17 protein-coding genes are annotated in these 18,729 nt (G+C 43.1%); 15 read left to right on the top strand and 2 right to left on the bottom strand.

What is annotated here, in order from left to right; all coding sequences use genetic code 11:
- From ACH2DQ_RS13890 to rsmI, 14 genes are all read left to right on the top strand, one after another.
- Positions 1-290: hypothetical protein (locus tag ACH2DQ_RS13890; RefSeq protein WP_395027127.1), on the top strand; the 290-nt coding region annotated here is incomplete at its 5' end.
- 78 nt (positions 291-368) lie between these two features.
- Positions 369-1,316: a helix-turn-helix domain-containing protein gene (locus tag ACH2DQ_RS13885; RefSeq protein ID WP_395027125.1), complete on the top strand. Its 948-nt coding sequence runs from the start codon at positions 369-371 to the stop codon at positions 1,314-1,316.
- A 168-nt stretch (positions 1,317-1,484) separates the two neighbouring features.
- A complete protein-coding gene (locus ACH2DQ_RS13880; RefSeq protein WP_394912024.1) occupies positions 1,485-3,152 on the top strand; it encodes an alpha-glucosidase in 1,668 nt (555 codons plus the stop codon).
- Between the two features lie 61 nt (positions 3,153-3,213).
- Positions 3,214-3,822 carry a sugar O-acetyltransferase gene (locus tag ACH2DQ_RS13875; protein WP_394912170.1) on the top strand — a complete coding sequence of 203 codons (609 nt, stop codon included), beginning with the start codon at positions 3,214-3,216 and terminating at the stop codon, positions 3,820-3,822.
- 228 nt (positions 3,823-4,050) lie between these two features.
- The gene (locus ACH2DQ_RS13870) at positions 4,051-5,385 is read left to right on the top strand and encodes an MATE family efflux transporter (protein ID WP_394912025.1); all 1,335 of its coding nucleotides are present in this window, start codon (positions 4,051-4,053) and stop codon (positions 5,383-5,385) included.
- A gap of 237 nt (positions 5,386-5,622) precedes the next feature.
- Positions 5,623-6,981, top strand: coding sequence for a uracil-xanthine permease family protein (locus ACH2DQ_RS13865; protein WP_394912026.1), 1,359 nt, complete (start codon positions 5,623-5,625; stop codon positions 6,979-6,981).
- Between the two features lie 631 nt (positions 6,982-7,612).
- Positions 7,613-9,439, top strand: a complete 1,827-nt coding sequence (locus ACH2DQ_RS13860) for an amylosucrase (protein WP_394912171.1) — start codon at positions 7,613-7,615, stop codon at positions 9,437-9,439.
- Between the two features lie 137 nt (positions 9,440-9,576).
- Complete coding sequence (locus ACH2DQ_RS13855) at positions 9,577-10,950, top strand: fibronectin type III domain-containing protein (RefSeq protein ID WP_394912027.1); 1,374 nt, start codon at positions 9,577-9,579, stop codon at positions 10,948-10,950.
- An 87-nt stretch (positions 10,951-11,037) separates the two neighbouring features.
- Positions 11,038-12,465, top strand: a complete 1,428-nt coding sequence (locus ACH2DQ_RS13850) for an aminotransferase class I/II-fold pyridoxal phosphate-dependent enzyme (RefSeq protein WP_394912028.1) — start codon at positions 11,038-11,040, stop codon at positions 12,463-12,465.
- Positions 12,466-12,545: 80 nt separating this feature from the next.
- Positions 12,546-13,139 (top strand): guanylate kinase, encoded by a 594-nt coding sequence (locus tag ACH2DQ_RS13845; protein ID WP_394912029.1) that lies wholly within the window; start codon positions 12,546-12,548, stop codon positions 13,137-13,139.
- A gap of 117 nt (positions 13,140-13,256) precedes the next feature.
- A complete protein-coding gene (gene holB / locus ACH2DQ_RS13840; RefSeq protein WP_394912030.1) occupies positions 13,257-14,246 on the top strand; it encodes a DNA polymerase III subunit delta' in 990 nt (329 codons plus the stop codon).
- A 2-nt stretch (positions 14,247-14,248) separates the two neighbouring features.
- Positions 14,249-15,154, top strand: a complete 906-nt coding sequence (locus tag ACH2DQ_RS13835) for a stage 0 sporulation family protein (RefSeq protein ID WP_394912031.1) — start codon at positions 14,249-14,251, stop codon at positions 15,152-15,154.
- Complete coding sequence (locus tag ACH2DQ_RS13830; RefSeq protein WP_394912032.1) at positions 15,144-15,881, top strand: tRNA1(Val) (adenine(37)-N6)-methyltransferase; 738 nt, start codon at positions 15,144-15,146, stop codon at positions 15,879-15,881. Before ACH2DQ_RS13835 ends, ACH2DQ_RS13830 begins: the two co-directional genes overlap by 11 nt.
- 111 nt (positions 15,882-15,992) lie before the next feature.
- The gene (gene rsmI / locus ACH2DQ_RS13825) at positions 15,993-16,829 is read left to right on the top strand and encodes a 16S rRNA (cytidine(1402)-2'-O)-methyltransferase (protein WP_394912033.1); all 837 of its coding nucleotides are present in this window, start codon (positions 15,993-15,995) and stop codon (positions 16,827-16,829) included.
- A 127-nt stretch (positions 16,830-16,956) separates the two neighbouring features.
- On the opposite strand, the gene ACH2DQ_RS13820 is transcribed toward rsmI, so the two are convergent.
- Both ACH2DQ_RS13820 and ACH2DQ_RS13815 read right to left on the bottom strand, forming a co-directional pair.
- Positions 16,957-17,247: a hypothetical protein gene (locus tag ACH2DQ_RS13820; protein WP_394912034.1), complete on the bottom strand. Its 291-nt coding sequence runs from the start codon at positions 17,245-17,247 to the stop codon at positions 16,957-16,959.
- Between the two features lie 138 nt (positions 17,248-17,385).
- On the bottom strand, positions 17,386-18,441 hold the full coding sequence (locus ACH2DQ_RS13815; RefSeq protein WP_394912035.1) for a L,D-transpeptidase family protein: 1,056 nt from the start codon (positions 18,439-18,441) through the stop codon (positions 17,386-17,388).
- Positions 18,442-18,516: 75 nt separating this feature from the next.
- Between ACH2DQ_RS13815 and ACH2DQ_RS13810 the strand changes: the two genes are divergently transcribed.
- Positions 18,517-18,606 (top strand): hypothetical protein, encoded by a 90-nt coding sequence (locus ACH2DQ_RS13810; protein WP_394912036.1) that lies wholly within the window; start codon positions 18,517-18,519, stop codon positions 18,604-18,606.
- The last annotated feature ends 123 nt before the right edge of the window (positions 18,607-18,729 follow it).

Here is an 18,729-nt window from a genome sequence, read left to right as displayed (position 1 = left end):
AGAAGAAGCAAAGTAAGAAGATAGCAGATAAGAGTAAAGAAGTTGAGAAGACAGAAGGCAAGAGGAAGCAAAGTAAAAAGTTAGCAGATAAGAGTAAAGAAGTTGAGAAGACAGAGTCCAGGAAGAAGCAAAGTAAGAAGATAGCTGATAGGAATAAAAAAGTTAAGAATGCAGAAGGCAAGAAAAAAGCAGGCAAGGAAAAGAATTTATTAGTGAAGAACCAGGATAACCTTAAAATGAGGGTGATTAGATTAGATGACAAAAATTATAAATTAAAAGATGTCACGTAAATATGTGAATGAAAGTAGAACACGAAATGAAGTTGTGAAAAAAGCTGGAGACAGCTTTTTTTCTTGGCTGAGAGGAGGTTGTGGGATATTCAGGTACAAAATACAAAGAGTTTGAAGGAGGACAGGCCTCATGGATCCGCTTCTTTTCGCTGTGCTTTTTATCAGGCGGAGCAGGATGAAAACTATTTTTTAGTAAAGCATCATTGGCATGATGAGATTGAATTGCTGCATTTTAAAAAAGGGAATTTTCACATGGAAATAAATATGGAGTCTTATGAAATAAAGGAGGAATGTTTTTTCTTTGTTAATCCTGGGGAACTTCATTATATTACTGCAGCAAAACCCTGTGAAGAGGATGCAGTAGTTTTTAATCCTAATGTACTTAGCTTTGATTCCTATGACACTATGCAAAGCCAGGTGATTCAGCCTTTAATAAACGGGAACTTGTGGCTGCCAAGATGTATAGGGGCATCCCACAAGGTGTTTCATGATATCTACGTAGAATATGACAGGATTGAACATGCGTTTCGTGTGATGGAAGAATACCGGGAGAATGCAGGTCAAAAAAATGTAAGTGTATCGGTATCCCAAATGTTGATTAAGGCATCCCTGCTCAGGATTCTTGCCCTGCTAACCGGAGAGGGATTGCTAACCAGACAGGAGAGCGGCATAAATCATCAGGTTGAGAGTATTAAGAAGGTTCTGACTTATATACGTGAGAACTACAGGGAGAGAATATATATTCGTGACCTGGCAGGGCTGATTAATGTTAACGAGCAGTATTTCTGCCGTTTTTTTAAGAGGGCTATTGGCAGGACACCCATGGAGTATGTGAATGAAATACGTATTCGGAGAGCAGCGGAGATGGCAGTGAACACGGATTATCTGATCATGGATATCTGCCTGGAATGTGGTTTTAATAACCTGGGAAACTTTTTAAGAGAGTTTAAAAAGTATACGGGAACGACACCCCGCTTGTATAAAAAGGAAAACCGCAACAGTTTTACAGGAGAAATCAAGAAATAGATAAGTCAAAATAATGAAGTTTTTAAGCAAATAAGTGTAAGACTTATTGGAAGCTAAATAGTATAATATGTGCCAGAGAGTGTTCGAAGTGTGACGCAGAACTGTCAGAAAGCAATTTTCAAATACGCTCTATAAAATAAAAAAATTTTTATTATGGAGGCACATAGAATGCAAAAAAAATGGTGGCAGGAAAAGACGGCATATCAAATTTACCCAAAAAGTTTTTATGATTCCAATGGGGACGGAATTGGAGATATTCAGGGTATTATCAGCAAGCTGGACTATTTACAGGATCTGGGTGTTGATATCATCTGGCTTTCTCCAATATATTCATCACCGCTGGCTGACCAGGGATATGATATCTCGGATTATTATAACATTGATCCAAGGTTTGGCACAATGGAAGACATGGATGAATTATTAAGGGAAGCAAAAAGACGTGGAATGTTCATTCTTATGGATCTGGTCGTAAATCATTGTTCTGATGAACATGAGTGGTTTAAGATGGCGATGAAGGAGCCGGATGGGAAATATGGGAAGTATTTTTATCTGGAGGATAAGAAGGATGGGGAACTTCCCACTAACTGGAGATCTTATTTTGGAGGACCATGCTGGGAGCCGCTTTCTGATACGGATAAGCTTTATCTACATGTATTTCATAAAAAGCAGCCTGATTTAAACTGGGAAAATCCGGAAGTGCGGGAAGAGGTCTATAAGAATATAAACTGGTGGCTGGATAAAGGGCTTGCAGGATTTCGTATCGATGCAATCATTAACATTAAAAAGGCATTGCCATTTAAAAATTACGAGCCGGACCGAGAGGACGGTTTGAGTAATATTGCGCATATGCTGGAGGAAGCAGAAGGAGTTGGAGATTTTCTGGGTGAAATGCGGGATCGGACATTTAAAAAGTACGATGCATTTACTGTCGGGGAAGTGTTTAACGATAAAGAAGGGGAATTGCCGGATTTCATTGGGGATAACGGATATTTTTCCAGTATGTTTGATTTTAATGAGACAATTTTTGGACAGAATGATAAAGGGTGGTATGCTCATACGGAAATTACACCAAATGATTATAAGAAGTGCTGTTTTGATGCGCAGAAACGTGTTGCAGATATTGGATATCTTTCAAATATTATTGAAAATCATGATGAACCAAGGGGTGTCAGCCATTACATACCGGAAGGAGAGGTCTGCATTGAAAGTAAGAAGCTTTTAGGAGCCGTTAACTTTATGCTGAGAGGGCTTCCGTTTATTTATCAAGGGCAGGAGCTTGGTATGGAGAATATGGAGTTTACTTCTATAGACCAAGTGGACGATATTTCTTCACTGGAAGAGTACCGGGTTGCCTTGAATGCCGGACTTACGCCGGAGGAAGCCTTAAAGGTTGTTTCGAAGTTCAGCAGGGATAATGCGAGAACGCCCATGCAGTGGAGCGATGATGATAATGCAGGATTTACGACGGGTAAGCCCTGGCTAGCTGCAAATCCTAATTATAAGAGAATCAATGCAAAAAGTCAGATTCACGATGAAAATTCGGTTTTTTCCTTTTATAAACAGTTAATAGCACTGCGTAAAAACCCAGTCTATCAGGAAGCAGTTGTATACGGTGAGTTTATACCGGAATGGGAAGACCAGAATAACCTTATGGCTTATTACCGAAAAGGGGAAGAGAAGACTTTAATGGTGATTGCTAATTTCCAGAGGGAAGGTCAGACGGTGACTTTGCCAGGAGCATATAAAGAATTATTGATTAACAATTATCCCGCTCTTGATCAGGATGGAAATGATTTAAAGTTAAAAGGATATCAGGTAGTTATTCTCGAAATATAATAGATGGTAAAAGCGGCGGTGAGTGATAGGTCCGCCGCTTTATACTTAGAAAGGATATATGATGAATCAAAAAGAAAGAATGTTAAATGGTCTTCCATACAAGGCATGGCTGGATGGGCTCGCGGAGGAACAGATGGAAACTAAGAGGAAAATTTATGATTATAATTTATGCAGACCGGATGAGTCGGAGAAGATGGATCAGATGATTCGCGGGATCTTGGGAAAGGCTGGAAAGAATGTGTTTTTTCTGCCGCCTTTCCGATGTGACTATGGAACAAATATTGAAGTAGGAGATAATTTTATAGCAAATTATAATTGTGTTATTCTGGATGTTGGTAAAGTCACCATTGGAAATAATACCATGTTTGGACCAAATGTATCGATTATTACAGCCGGTCATCCGATTCATCCCGATTCCAGAAATTCGGGGTACGAATATGGGATTGGGATTACGATTGGTGACAGCGTGTGGCTGGGGTCTAATGTTGTGGTAAACCCGGGGGTTCATATCGGCAATAATGTAGTAGTTGGTTCGGGAAGCGTTGTGACGAAGGATCTTCCGGACAATGTAGTGGCAGTTGGCAACCCCTGCAGAATATTGCGGGCGATTACAGAGGCGGACAGAGATTTTTATTTCAAAGATAACAAATTTGATGTATCGGATTATTAATGTAATATGGTGGTTGCATATTTTTTCAACATGTGGTAAGATCAATTTCAGATTATAAAAAGAGCTTTTTGCATGCGTCGCCGGATGCATGTAACCAAGAGTGTTTTCAAACACGCTCTAAATAAGCATCGGGCATCTATACCGTTAGGCCATTGGGTATAGATGACTGGTGCTTTTTTTGTGACAATGAAGACACGCGCAGGCTCAAGGCAGAAAGGTGGTAATGTTATGGAAAATAAAGGTTTGGGCGTAGTATTTGCAAAGTATGTATCTTTGAATATTTTAAGTATGCTGGGGTTATCCTGTTTCATTTTTGTAGATACGCTTTGTGTAGCCAATGGAGTGGGGAGTAATGGACTTGCTGCATTGAATCTGACGCTGCCGGTCTATTCGTTTATGAACGGAATTGGTTTGATGATAGGGATGGGGGGAGCGACCCGGTTTGCAATGGCTATGGGAACGGGAAATGAAAAAGCGGCGAAAGCATCTTTTACACTTTCCATGAAACTGGCGCTGCTCTGTGGTGTGTTTTTTACACTGATAGGTCTGTTTGCATCCAGGCAATTGGGTGCTCTGCTGGGAGCAGATGAGGCAGTTATGCAGGATATGATTCCTTATATGAGGACTATACTGCTCTTTTCCCTTGCGTTTATGGTAAATAATGTGCTGGTTTGCTTTGTAAGGAATGATGGCTATCCCCAGACGGCAATGGCGGCAATGCTCACCGGGAGCTTCAGTAATATCGTGTTGGATGTTTTATTTGTCTTCGGGTTTCGGTGGGGGATGTTTGGAGCGGCATTTGCAACCGGTATTGCACCAGTCTTAAGTATGTGTGTGCTTTCCACGCACGTAGTCAAAGGACGCAGCCATTTTAGCCTGGTGAAAGAAAGAACGAAGTTTTCGGATGTCGCCCGGACAATTTCTCTTGGTATGTCCTCTTTTATTGGGGAACTGTCTTCAGCAATTGTCATGCTGCTGTTTAACTTCACTATTTTGAAACTCGCCGGGAACATAGGTGTCGCTGCTTATGGTGTGATTGCAAATATTGCCTTGATTGTATGCTCGATCTTCACCGGAATTGCCCAGGGAGTACAGCCGATCATCAGCTCCCAGTACGGGAAAAAGGATTTTGGCGGTATACGTTTCGTGATGATGAGAGGGGTCCTGCTTGCAGCAGCCTGTGGGATTATCTGTTATTTAGGCGGAGTGCTGATGGCAGAACCGATTGTTGGGATCTTCAATGAATCAGGGGACGCCGGGTTTACGAAGATTGCACTGGAGGGAATCCGGATTTACTTTCTTGCTTTTATCCCTATGGGAATCAACGTGGTTATGGCGGCGGTGCTGTCAGCCAAAGACCAGCCGGCGCGCTCCATGCTCATTGCGCTGTTAAGAGGTGTAATACTTAATGTGGTTTTGATCCTTGTATTTCCCAATCTGTGGAATATGACAGGGGTGTGGCTGGTTGTACCGGTAACGGAACTAATAACTGCAGCGGTATGCGGCGTGGTACAGTTTCGCAGCGGAGGCAAGGGGCGGGAGTATGCTGCTGCGAAGAACTAACTGATTCAGGAGTCATCAACATTAAACCCGTCTATCTTTTCTTCCTCCAGGAAACTCTTTTTCCCTCCTTCCCGTTCACTTAATAAACGTTTTCAGCCGCAAAAGGTTACACATTTTTCAGTATTTATTAAATTTTCATAAAAATTTTGTACCCATACCCATATTTTTATAGTAAAATAAATCTGTTGTAAATTTAGTGACTAAAGAGTTGCCAAGAAACTACTAAAGGAGAAAGAAATGAAAGCAAATGTAAATTCAAATGCCAGGGTGGAAAATATCTACCAGCTGAATGGCCGTGTGCCCATTTCCAAGGCGATCCCCTTTGGTTTGCAGCATGTACTTGCAATGTTCGTGGCTAATATAGCACCGATAATTATTGTGACAAATGCAGCAGGCCTTACGCCAGAACAAAAGGCGATGTTAATTCAAAATGCAATGTTTATTGCAGGAATCGGTACTTTGATTCAATTATATCCGCTATGGAAGATTGGGGCAAGACTGCCGATTGTAATGGGGGTAAGTTTTACCTTTGTGACGATCCTGTGTTATGTTGCAGCCACATTTGGTTATCCCGCCGCCATTGGCGCCATTTTGATCGGAGGTATTATAGAGGGTACACTGGGTCTTTGTGCGAAATACTGGAGGAAAATCGTAGCACCCATTGTAGCGGCGTGTGTCGTTACTGCAATTGGTTTTTCCCTGCTGAATGTTGGGGCGTCTTCTTTTGGAGGAGGTGCCGGAAGCGAAAACTTCGGATCTGCACAGAATCTGATTTTGGGAACTGTAACATTGGTAAGCTGTCTGGTATTTAATATATTCGCCAAATCCTTCTGGAAACAGTTATCCGTACTCTTTGGGCTTGTGGTCGGATACATTTTAGCTATGGCGATGGGCATGGTGAATTTCTCGGAAGTGGCTTCTGCCGGTATTATTGCACTGCCAAAGGTGCTTCCGTTTATACCGGAATTCAATGTGAGTGCAATTATTGCCGTAACGGTTATCTTTCTCGTTTCCGCCACAGAAACGATCGGAGATACTTCTGCCATGGCTGTAACAGGCTTAAAGAGAGACGTGACGGACAAGGAAATATCCGGGTCTCTTGCCTGCGACGGGTATATGAGCTCAGTCTCTTCTCTGTTTGGGTGCCTGCCGATTACTTCTTTCAGCCAGAATGTGGGACTGATCGCCATGACAAAAGTGGTGAACCGTTTTACTATTATGACAGGTGCCTGTGTCATGATACTTGCGGGGCTGTTTCCGGTTATTGGAAAACTGCTGTCCACCCTTCCGGATGCGGTTTTGGGAGGCTGTACAATCATGATGTTCGGTTCCATTGTTGTGAGCGGTGTCCAGATGATTACAAGATGTGGCTTTAATCAGAGAAATACCGTTATTACGGCGTTGTCCCTGGGAATCGGAATTGGATTTACACAGGTTCCTGCCATTTTTACAATTTTCCCCAAAATGGTACAGGAAGTTTTAGCGAATAATTGTGTTGCAATTGTATTTATTATTGCCATTGTAATGAATCGGGTGCTTCCTGCTAATATGGAGGTTTCCGGGGAAGGGGACGGCGGGGAGAGCGTTTCTTCTTAACGAAAGTTAACAGATATAATTCAAGAGGAAGATTTGAAGGATGGCTGGTTTCTCTGCTGAAACAAATATGTATATCGAAGGAGTGGCGAAACCATTGGTTCCCCACTCCTTTACTTATGCTATCTTTTTAATCATATACACATTCATACACATCCCATCCATCTTACCAGATACAAATTGCAGCCAAGTGCACGGGGCACGGTCTGAACAGTAACACTCCGTACATTGTTACCGCTTTTATTCACATCTGACAATGGTAAAGTCTGAAAAACTTTGCTATAATACAGTTAGTTTGTAACCAGTAGACAGATAAAGAAAGGGATATAAGAAGCCGGAGTGAGTTATGGGCATTGCAAAGGACCGGATTCTTAGGCGCAGTGGATTCCAAAAAAGGAAGATTGATAGAGGTTTACACCCTGAAATGCAAAATTGGTGCGGTACTGCGCAGATGGAGGAATGTATGAAGAAAAAATCAGTTAAGAAGACAGTTTCAAAGGTTTCAAAACAAAGTGTAAATGTGCAGGAAACATCGAAAAAAGCGGAAGAAAAGCTCACAAAGGAAATGGGAAAGGAGCAGGACGAGGATAAAATGCGGCCGGTTCTGGAGACGTTTTCGGAAAGTGCAGTTGATATGGATCCCTACCAGGAACGGTTTAACAGACATGTGGATGAATTGAGATGGCTCTATATGGAGTTATATAACAATGATTACATGTTTGATGATCTGTGTAAAAATATGTATGGATTTTATCAGGACCGGAAAGCAGCCCTTAAGAATCTGGATCAGAAAAGGGAGCAGAAACAGGATTGGTTCAAGCAAAGTGATATGCTTGGCATGATGCTGTATGTGGATAATTTTGCCGGGAATCTGCAGGGAGTGAAGGGGAAGCTGGATTATATTGAACAGTGTAATGTGAACTATGTGCACCTGATGCCTCTTCTGCAGTCACCTGAGGGACGGTCAGACGGCGGATATGCAGTGTCTGATTTTCGGAAAGTCCAGGATAATCTGGGGACTATGGATGACCTTGCGGAACTTGCAGAGGAATGCCACAAGAGAGAGATGAGCGTGTGCCTTGATTTTGTAATGAACCATACTTCTGAGGATCATGAGTGGGCAGTGCGGGCAAGACAGGGAGAGGGCGAATATATGAGCCGTTATTTCTTCTATGACAACTATTCTATTCCGGCGATGTTTGAGCGGACCGTGCCTCAGGTATTCCCGACAACGGCTCCGGGGAACTTTACCTACCTGCCCGAGAACCGGAATTTTGTCATGACCAGCTTTTATCCTTATCAATGGGATTTGAACTATCAGAATCCTACGGTATTTAATGAAATGATGTACAATTTCCTTTTCTTCGCAAATCAGGGGATAGATATTATTCGTATTGATGCGGTTCCCTATATTTGGAAACAGATTGGGACGGACTGCCGTAATCTGCCCCAGGTTCATACCATCGTCCGCATGATGCGTATGATTGGGGAAATTGTTTGCCCTGGAATTCTGCTTCTGGGCGAGGTGGTAATGGAGCCGGAGAAGGTTACTCCGTATTTTGGATCTGTAGACAAGCCAGAGTGCCATATGCTTTACAACGTCACCACAATGGCGACTACCTGGAATTCGGTTGCAACCAGGGATGTGAGGCTGTTAAAACAGCAGATGGAAATTATCGACAGGCTTCCCAAGGAATATACCTTTCTGAATTACCTCAGATGTCACGATGACATTGGATGGGGGCTGGATTATAAGACCCTGAAAAACTGGGGAATGGAAGAACGTCCGCATAAGCAGTACATTAATGACTTCTTCACAGGCAGTCTGGAAGGCAGCTTCAGCCGGGGAGAATTATACAATGCAGATCCGGTGACGGGCGATGCACGTTTCTGTGGAACGACTGCTTCTATGTGCGGTGTGGAAAAAGCAGGATTTGAACAGGACGAGCAGGGGATGAAGCAGGCAATCCAGCTGGATATCATGCTTCATGCATATATGTTTATGCAGTCCGGGATACCGGTAATTTATAGCGGGGATGAGATCGCCCAGGTTAACGATTACAGCTACAAAGAGGATCCCAACAAGGCTCCTGACTCCAGATATATCCACCGCGGGGCGTTTAAATGGGATCTGACAGCGTATATCGGAGATGATAAATCTGTGCAGGGGCAGGTATTTTCACGGTTGGGACAGCTGGAAAATATCCGCAGGAGCCATAAGGCGTTTGTATCTACAGCGGATACATGGACACTGGAGACCTGGGATAACAGCGTATTGTGCCTGGTTCGCATGGCCGACGGTGAGAAAGTGACAGGACTTTTTAACTTTAGCGAAAATGAAAGAATCGCGTGGATCAACGAAGAGGATGGAATGTATCAGGACTTGGTTACCGGTAAAGAGATAAGAGCGTCCGGTGTTAAGATGCCGGGATACGGTTTTTACTGGCTGAAGAGAAAATAATCTTACAATCTGGCATTGTACTTGTTAAGTGCAGTGCCATTTTTGTGTGATCACGTGGATTCCTCCTTGTGAATCAGCCAGCCCCATGATAAAATAAGTTAAAATTTGCTCAGTTACAGATAGGAGGGGGTACAGTGATGAAATATTTGAAATGGAGTCTGGCTGTTATGATGATGGTGGTGGTAATGACTGCGGTTATGCCTGTACGGGTAGAAGCAAAACAGAACCGACCGGAAAATGTAAAAGCGGTGTTAGGGGACAAAACAGTAAAGCTTACCTGGAAATCCAGCAAAGGCGCCAGATATTACCGCATTTATCAATACGATCCGAAGAAAAACAATTACCGGCGTGTTCAGAAGACAACCGGAACTTCCTATACTTTCCGCAAGTTGAAATGCGGAGTGAGCTATCGTTTTAAAATAAAAGCCTATGCCATAAAAAAGGGGAAGACGATTTCCAGTTCATTTTCTAAAGTGGTAACAGCAGTGCCCAAACCCGTGGTGAAGAAGCCGTCAGGCGTGAGGGCTAAGGCAGATCAGAACAGCATTACCTTAAGCTGGGAAAAGGCGGCAGGGGCAACCGGGTATTCCGTCTATCAGTACAGTGAGAGCCGGAATAAATATGTCAAAATTGCATCTACTACCAAAAGAAGCTATCAGGTGAAAGGGTTAAAAGCCGGAGCTGTCTGTAAATTCAAGGTTAAGACCAGAAGAAAGGCGGACGGAAAGATCTATTACAGCAAATATAGTTCTGCGGTGGAAGCGAAAGTGCCAAAGGTTAAGAAAAAAGGAAAATCCACGCTGAAGAAGTTCCTTAAGACGGCAATGGAGCCGGCAGGCAAGACCATGTATGTGTGGGGAGGCGGCTGGAATGAAGCGGATACGGGAGCCGGAACAGATGCCACTACCATAGGGGTCAGTCCTGAATGGGAACGGTTCTTTAATAAACAGGACAGCAGCTATGACTATAACCAGACCCGGTTTCAGATTCGCAACGGACTGGACTGTTCCGGGTATGTGGGTTGGTGTATCTACAATATTATGAACACAACCAGTGGAAAAGAAGGCTATGTTATGAAAGCGGAGGATATGGCATCCAATTATGCATCCAGAGGCTGGGGGCAGTATGTGAGCCGTTTCAGCGTCCGTAATTATATGCCTGGAGATATTATGAGTTCTTCCTGCAGTGACTGCGGGCATGTGTGGATTGTAGTGGGAGCATGTCAGGATGGAAGTGTGGTACTGGTGCACAGCAGTCCCCAGGGAGTGCAGATAAACGGCACCGTGGACCGCTATGGAAATACTTCCAGTGAGGCTGTAAATCTGGCAACCTATTACATGAAGAACTATTTTCCCAAGTGGTATAAGAAATACCCAAATTGTATGCGGGGGGAAAGCTACCTGTCCCACTATGCCCAGATGCGCTGGGATGTATCGGGAAATGCAGTTATGACAGACCCGGACGGGTATCGGAATAAAACGGCTGCCCAGATCTTGCAGGATTTATTTTAAGCGTCTTTTGGGATTCCCCAAATAGAATCTTAAAAGGAAGCCTTTTACAAATGCTTTACCGTATGACCAGAAAGAAAGGAATAGAAAATGCCTTATTTATATGACCAATTAAGAGATTACGCCAAATCAGATTATTATCCTTTTCATATGCCCGGACATAAACGGCGTCTGGGTGGGTTTATGAATCCCATAGAGACAGATATTACAGAAATTGAGGGGTTTGATAATCTGCATCATGCTGAGGGAATACTAAAAGAGGCTCAGGAGCGGGCGGCAGCAGTCTACGGTTCTGAGAATACTTATTTTCTGGTAAATGGAAGTACAGCCGGAATTCTTGGCGCAGTCTCTGCATGCACATCCATAGGAGGTAAGATTCTTATGGCAAGAAACTGCCATAAGGCTGTTTACCACAGTGTTTTGATCAGAGAATTAGACGCCGTATATATTTATCCACAACAGGAACAGGGCATTGGCTTGAATTGTGGATTAAGTCCTGAAAAAATCCGGGAAATGTTGATAACTGCTCCGGATATCCAGGCAGTTATAATTACATCCCCTTCATATGACGGGGTAGTTTCGGATGTGGAAAAGATAGCGGATATCTGCCATACTTATCAAAAACCCCTGATTGTGGATGAGGCACATGGTGCGCATTTTGGGTTTCATCCGTATTTTCCCAAGAATTCCATTGGAAAAGGGGCAGATATTGTTATTCACAGTCTGCATAAAACGCTGCCGGCATTTACCCAGACGGGACTGATTCATTTAAACGGCAGTCTTGTAGATCAAGCAGTGCTGGAGAGATATCTGGGTATTTATCAGACCAGCAGCCCCTCTTACCTGCTCATGGCGGGAGTGGACCAGTGCATACGGATGCTGGAGGAATCGGGTGACAGGCTCTTTGGCGAGTTCGTAGAAAATCTGGAGCAGTTCCGTAGAAAAGCCGATGAATTACAAATGGTGGGTCTGGCTGGAAAAGAGGAATTGGCAGGAGAGAAGGATGTCGCTGATCTGGATCTGTCAAAGCTGATTCTATACATAAAAAATGGCAGCATGAGCGGAAATGAGTTATATGAAGAATTGCTGCAGCGCTATCATCTCCAGCTGGAAATGGCAGCGGGGGATTATGCACTTGCGTTAACATCCATAGGAGACTCCCGGGAGGGCTTTGACAGGCTGTATCAGGCGCTGGAAGAGATTGACAGAAGACTGCTGGCAAAGGATCCTGTCCAATTAGAAAAAAGGTCATATGCCGGAATGAATAACCTGACGGAAATGCCTGTCTGCCGTGCAGTAGAGCGGAGGATGGAGAGGATATTGCTGGAAAATGCCATAGGGCGTATCGCCGGAGAATTCGTGTATCTCTACCCGCCAGGCATTCCGCTAATCGTACCGGGTGAAAAAATAAGTGGAGAGTTTGTGGAAAACGTATTACAATATAGGGAAAAAGGATTTTCGCTTCAGGGAATGAAAGACTATTCCGGAAAATATCTGGAGGTACTGGAGCGTGATTAAGAAACCTTTTTTGCAGGCTGAAGTCTTTGCTTTGCAGTATAGAATCGGCACCGCTAATAATTTACAGAAAGAGGATGTTTATGGGAAAGATATTTTACATCATGGGAAAAAGTGCAACTGGGAAAGATACGATTTTTAAGGAGGTATTGAAAAATAAGAAGATACATTTAAAAAATGTAATTCTTTATACCTCCCGTCCGATCCGTGCAAAGGAAAAAGATGGGGTAGAATATCATTTTGTAGATGAGTCCAGACTGTTGGAACTTCAAAATGCGGGAAAGGTGATTGAGATGCGCTCTTATGATACTATTCATGGCATCTGGAGCTATGCCACGGTGGATGATGGACAGTTCGATCTGGATAATGAGAATTTTCTGGCAATTGGGACACTGGAATCTTTTGAGAAGATGAAAGCTTATTTTGGAGAGAAAAAAGTTGTGCCTGTATATATTGAGGTTGCCGATGACAACCGGCTTGAGCGGGCGCTGAGACGGGAAAGAAAGCAGGAACAGCCCAAATACGAGGAACTGTGCCGCAGATTTTTGGCGGATGCCCAGGACTTTTCAGAAGAAAATATTGCAAATGCAGGTATTTCTAAGCGGTTTATCAATGATAAGGACAGAGAAGCCTGTATAAATGAAGTGGTGGAATACATTTATAGGATTATAAATTAAACTGGTTCACAGACAATTCATACAATTTACCCAAAAAAGCTAGGTAAATGGACTATGTTATGATATAATAGGACTTACTAAGACAGATGGTGCAAAGAGGCAGTGAGGAGTGATATTATGCCAGGATTTAATAAGATTATAGGACACAAACAAATAGTGGAACATTTACAGAATGCAATGAAGATGAACAAGGTTTCTCATGCTTATATATTTAATGGTGAAAAAGGTTCTGGCAAGAAGAGTCTGGCTAATATTTTTGCTATGGCATTACAGTGTGAGGGAGAAGGAGCAAAGCCGTGTGGTATATGCAGATCCTGCAAACAGGCTGAAAGCGGAAACCATCCGGATATTATTACGGTGAGCCATGATAAGCCCAATAGTATAGGTGTTGAAGATATCAGGGAAAAGCTGGTGGGAGACGTTATGGTGAAGCCCTACAGCAGCCCTTACAAAGTATATATCGTGCCGGACGCTGAGAAGATGACGGTTCAGGCACAGAATGCTTTACTGAAGACAATAGAGGAGCCGCCGTCATATGTAGTCATTCTCTTACTGACGGCTAACGCAACTTCACTGTTAGCTACGATTTTATCCAGGTGCGTAACTTTAAATATGAAGCCGGTGCCGGATGAAATGGTGAAGAAGTATCTGATGGAAAATGTGGAAGTACTGGATTACCAGGCGGATGTCTGCGTGGCGTTTGCCCAGGGAAACATTGGGAAAGCGGTACAGCTGGCATCATCGGATAACTTTAATGAGATTAAGGCAGCTGCACTTCATCTGCTTACCCATGTAAAAGATATGGATATCAGTGATATTATTGCGGCGGTCAAAGCGGTTTCGGAATTCAAGATGGAGATACAGGACTACCTGGATATTCTGGCAATCTGGTATCGGGACGTGCTTTACTTTAAAGCAACGAAAGATCCCAATGGGCTGGTGTTCCGGGATCAGGTAAGATTGATTTCCGCTCAGACGAATATGAGTTCTTATGAGGGGATTGAGAAGATATTAAGTGGATTGCAGAAGGCGAAGGCGCGTCTGAATGCCAATGTAAACTTTGATTTAACGATGGAATTATTGTTCCTTATGATAAAGGAGAACTAGCAATGGTTAAGATTGTAGGTGTTAGATTTCGTAATGCGGGAAAGATCTATTATTTTGATCCCAAGCACTACACGATGGAATCAGGGGATCACGTAATCGTGGAAACAGCGAGAGGTGTGGAATACGGAACCGTGGTAACCAAGGTTACGGATATGGATGAGAAGAAGGTGGTTCAGCCTTTAAAGCCGGTGATCCGGGTAGCAACCCAGGAGGATGCGGAAAGAGAGCTGAAGAATAAAGAAAAGGAAAAGGATGCTCTTCGTATCTGCCAGGAGAAGATTAAAAAACACAATCTGGAAATGAAACTCATCGATGCTGAGTATACTTTTGATAATAATAAAGTACTGTTTTACTTCACTGCAGACGGAAGAATCGATTTCCGTGATCTGGTTAAGGATCTTGCGGCAGTATTTAAGACCAGAATCGAGCTCCGTCAGATCGGTGTTCGTGATGAAACTAAGATTCTTGGAGGAATCGGAATCTGCGGCCGTCCGCTCTGCTGTAATACATACCTCGCGGAGTTTGCGCCGGTATCCATTAAAATGGCGAAAGAACAGAATCTATCTTTAAATCCCACCAAGATATCCGGCGTATGCGGAAGATTGATGTGCTGTCTGAAGAATGAAGAAGAGACCTATGAATATCTGAACAGCAGGCTGCCAAATGTGGGGGATCGTGTTCTTGCGGAAGATGGATTAAAAGGTGAAGTTCAAAGTGTCAGTGTGCTTCGCCAGACCGTAAAAGTGATCGTAGAAGTTAATGATGAAAAAGAAATTCGTGATTATAAAGTGGACCAGCTGAAATTCAAACCGAAACGCAAGAAAGAGAAGATCAGTGTGGATAAGGAATTGAAGCAGCTGGAAGAGATGGAGAAAAAAGAAGGGAAATCCAAGTTAGATGACAATTGAGCTGTATCCCGGTGAGCGCCTGGACGATCTGGAGCGCAACGGATATAAGATTATTCAAAATGATAAGACATTCTGCTTTGGAATGGATGCGGTGCTGCTTTCCGGTTTTGCCCGGGTAAAGCCGGGAGAGAAGGCACTGGATCTGGGAACCGGAACCGGTATTATTCCCATTTTGCTAAAGGCAAAAACCAGTGGAGAGCATTTTACCGGTCTGGAGATTCAGGAAGCCAGCGCTGATATGGCAAGGCGGAGTGTTCTCTACAATCATCTGGAAGATCAGATTTCTATTGTACAAGGAGATATCAAAGAGGCCCATACATTATTTGATGCGGCTTCTTTTGATGTTATTACAAGTAATCCGCCTTATATGACAGGAAACCATGGCCTGGTCAATCCGGATATGCCTAAGGCGATTGCGAGACATGAGATTCTGTGTACGCTGGATGATGTAATTGGACAGGCGTCCAGGCTGCTGAGACCGGGCGGAAGGTTCTATATGGTGCACCGGCCATTTCGGATGGCTGAGATTATGACGAAGATGACGGCACATCGTTTGGAGCCTAAGCGGATGCGGTTAGTATATCCCTTTGTGGACAAAGAGCCGAATATGGTGCTGATCGAAGGATTAAAGGGTGGAAAACCCCGGATAACCGTTGAAAAACCATTGATTGTGTACAAAGAACCTGGTGTATATACTGATGAAATTTACGACGTATATGGCTATTGATCTTAAGCCGCTTCACAGAAGCACACCTGAAGCAGAGATAAGGGACTCTGCTCACAGTTATTTACGCAAGCCGGTACTCATTTATGGGAATTAGTAAAAGGAGATGATCACATGCAGGGAAAATTATATTTATGTGCTACGCCAATAGGAAATCTGGAAGATATTACGATGCGTGTACTCCGTATTTTGAAGGAAGTGGATTTAATTGCAGCCGAGGATACGAGAAACAGCATCAAGCTGCTGAATCATTTTGACATTAAGACTCCCATGACCAGCTATCATGAGTACAATAAAATTGACAAGGCGCATTATCTCATTGAACAGATGAGAGACGGGAAAAATATAGCGTTAATAACAGATGCGGGGACGCCTGGGATCTCAGATCCGGGTGAAGAACTGGTGCGTTTGTGCTATGAAGCAGGAGTGGAAGTAACTTCCCTTCCCGGGGCGGCAGCGTGTATTACGGCTCTGACTCTGTCCGGGCTTTCCACAAGGCGGTTTGCATTTGAAGCATTTCTGCCCGCTGATAAGAAAGAGAAGAAGGAAGTGCTGGCTGAGTTAGAAGGTGAGACCAGAACCATAATTCTGTATGAGGCACCGCACAGGCTTGTACGCACCCTGGAGGAGCTCTTGTCAGTGCTTGGAAACCGGAAGCTTACGGTATGCCGGGAATTGACCAAGAAACATGAGATTGCTTTTGTCACGACTATGGAAGAGGCGTTAGCCCATTATAGGGAAGTGGACCCCAGAGGGGAATGTGTGCTGGTGATCGAAGGCAGAAGCCGCCAGGAGATTCGGGAAGAGGCGCGCAAAGCCTGGGAGGAATTAACCATAGAGGAGCATATGAAGCGCTATCAGGATATCGGAATGGATAAAAAGGAAGCGATGAAATGTGTTGCCAAGGATCGGGGAATCAGTAAACGGGATGTTTACCAGGAATTAATATAGTGCTTTTTAAATCAAAACAGTACGATAAGCAGTAATAAAACTGTTTATCGTACTATTTTAGTTTGTCATAGAGGTGTATTAAAGCTGCATTGCACAAATAACTATGAATTTAGTATCCGCTATCGTACTAGTTTTTATTATTTAGTTTTGTTTCATGCGTATTTAAATAAATATCCTGTATTTCTTGCTTTGCTTTTATGTCGCTGGCAATCCTCACTGCCACGTTTAGCTTACGGGACAGATCAAGATGACCTTCAGCAATAACTCTTATATTGCGGTTAGTCTCGTTTTTAAGTGTAACTTTAATACCCGTAACCTCTTTTTGTATGTTATTAATTTCTTTTTCAACATTTTCAAGACGTTTGTTATTATCTTTTACAAGTTCAATCAACGTGTCCAGCTTTTCAGTATCTGTCATATTACAAACCTCCTAATGAAGTGCATATGTCAATAGTTCTTTCTTTGTTGTACAGTATACCACATCGAAAGTGCAAAGTTTATCAATAATCATGACGCATTTACAAGTGTAGTGGAAAACGGCATGCCGTCAAAAAATTTATTTTCTGGAAATATGAATCAATGCATCTCTTTTTATATGCTGCAATACAAAAACCATATCCTGTTCCGGAATAGCTACGCATCCGGCAGTGGCGCCGCCTCCGAAGCAATGGAGGAAGATAGCTGAGCCTGCGCCCGGGGTACAGGCGGTATTGTAGTTGATGGAAAGTGCATAGGCATATGCCGTGGGATATTCTGATAAATGTTCGGCACTGTTCCAGTCCGGCGTTACATTTTTTGTACTGACAAATTTGTTGTAATACTGTGAGTTTGGATCGTCTACCCAATAATGGGAAGGATTGATCTTCGTATAGGGAAATGCAGTACCCGGACTAGAGTTATTGCCAAATGCTACGCCAAAACTGTATGTTCCTTCTGGTGTGGTGGCAAGTCCCTCGGATGTAGGACCTACTCCCCGCCGTCCTACGTATGCCGTTGTGCTTAGGATTTCATTCCAGGTAGTATCATTTTTTTTCTCCAGCATGGTAAATTCTGCTGTACTTCCGGTTGCTTCCACGAAGATCATCTGGCTTGCTTTTTTATAGGAAGAAAGAGATCCGTCTTTTTTCAGATAGTACCAGTCATTTTTTACCTTTGCCCAGCCGTTCATCAGCTGTCCGTTTTTATTAAAATAGTATTTTTTCTTTTGTATGGTCTTCCATCCGGCAGCCATGACTCCTTTGGCACCCACATAATACTTCTGCTTCTTATAGGTAATCCATTTGTTGGAAGCCATTGTCCCGTTTTTATTGAAGTAATACCATTTTTTCTTATAGGAAACCCATCCTGTTGCCATATCTCCGTTTTTATTCAGATAATATTTTTGTCTATTATATGTCTTCCAACCGGTATCCATGTATCCGCTGCTTTTGAAATAGTAATACTTGCCGTTTATTTTGAGCCAGGTATTTTTCGCATAGGTCTTGTTGGTGTAGCGGTATTTCCATTTAGTTCCTCTCTTAACCCAGTCCCCTTTTTTGGCGGGAGCTTTTCGGACGTCTTTTAGCGTTTTCTGGGACGCTGCCTGGGTGGGAATGGATATGGAGGTTGCCATGGTCAGAATCACTGCGAATAGGAAGAATAGTCTTACAATTTTAGAACCTGGGGCAAATATGCCGCAAAGTGGGTCGTGGAGATGGCGGAAATGAATTTTCAAACTCCCGCTGGTGCTGTTAAAATACTTTTTCATATGGTACCTCCCGTTTGGTATTTCCTGTAAAATGCTGTTGTTTTTATTATAGGTGGGCGGTGGAGGTTTGTCAAAAGTAATTTGCAGGTTCTGGAAGGAATTACGGTTAAGAATATTGTATTTTTTGTCAAGAAAATCATATGTACTTCCAAA

The sequence above is a fragment of the Robinsoniella sp. genome, assembly GCF_034124845.1.
The sequence above is the reverse complement of the archived record's forward strand: the minus strand, read 5'-3'. Positions and strand labels throughout refer to the sequence as shown.

What these genes read in the sequence shown, in the direction of transcription:
- ACH2DQ_RS13880 (WP_394912024.1), top strand. Translation starts at nt 1,485, where the DNA reads ATGCAAAAAAAATGGTGGCAGGAAAAGACGGCATATCAAATTTACCCA.
- ACH2DQ_RS13875 (WP_394912170.1), top strand. Translation starts at nt 3,214, where the DNA reads ATGAATCAAAAAGAAAGAATGTTAAATGGTCTTCCATACAAGGCATGG.
- ACH2DQ_RS13870 (WP_394912025.1), top strand. Translation starts at nt 4,051, where the DNA reads ATGGAAAATAAAGGTTTGGGCGTAGTATTTGCAAAGTATGTATCTTTG.
- ACH2DQ_RS13865 (WP_394912026.1), top strand. Translation starts at nt 5,623, where the DNA reads ATGAAAGCAAATGTAAATTCAAATGCCAGGGTGGAAAATATCTACCAG.
- ACH2DQ_RS13860 (WP_394912171.1), top strand. Translation starts at nt 7,613, where the DNA reads ATGGATCCCTACCAGGAACGGTTTAACAGACATGTGGATGAATTGAGA.
- ACH2DQ_RS13855 (WP_394912027.1), top strand. Translation starts at nt 9,577, where the DNA reads ATGAAATATTTGAAATGGAGTCTGGCTGTTATGATGATGGTGGTGGTA.
- ACH2DQ_RS13850 (WP_394912028.1), top strand. Translation starts at nt 11,038, where the DNA reads ATGCCTTATTTATATGACCAATTAAGAGATTACGCCAAATCAGATTAT.
- ACH2DQ_RS13845 (WP_394912029.1), top strand. Translation starts at nt 12,546, where the DNA reads ATGGGAAAGATATTTTACATCATGGGAAAAAGTGCAACTGGGAAAGAT.
- holB (WP_394912030.1), top strand. Translation starts at nt 13,257, where the DNA reads ATGCCAGGATTTAATAAGATTATAGGACACAAACAAATAGTGGAACAT.
- ACH2DQ_RS13835 (WP_394912031.1), top strand. Translation starts at nt 14,249, where the DNA reads ATGGTTAAGATTGTAGGTGTTAGATTTCGTAATGCGGGAAAGATCTAT.
- ACH2DQ_RS13830 (WP_394912032.1), top strand. Translation starts at nt 15,144, where the DNA reads ATGACAATTGAGCTGTATCCCGGTGAGCGCCTGGACGATCTGGAGCGC.
- rsmI (WP_394912033.1), top strand. Translation starts at nt 15,993, where the DNA reads ATGCAGGGAAAATTATATTTATGTGCTACGCCAATAGGAAATCTGGAA.
- ACH2DQ_RS13820 (WP_394912034.1), bottom strand. Translation starts at nt 17,247, where the DNA reads ATGACAGATACTGAAAAGCTGGACACGTTGATTGAACTTGTAAAAGAT.
- ACH2DQ_RS13815 (WP_394912035.1), bottom strand. Translation starts at nt 18,441, where the DNA reads ATGGCAACCTCCATATCCATTCCCACCCAGGCAGCGTCCCAGAAAACG.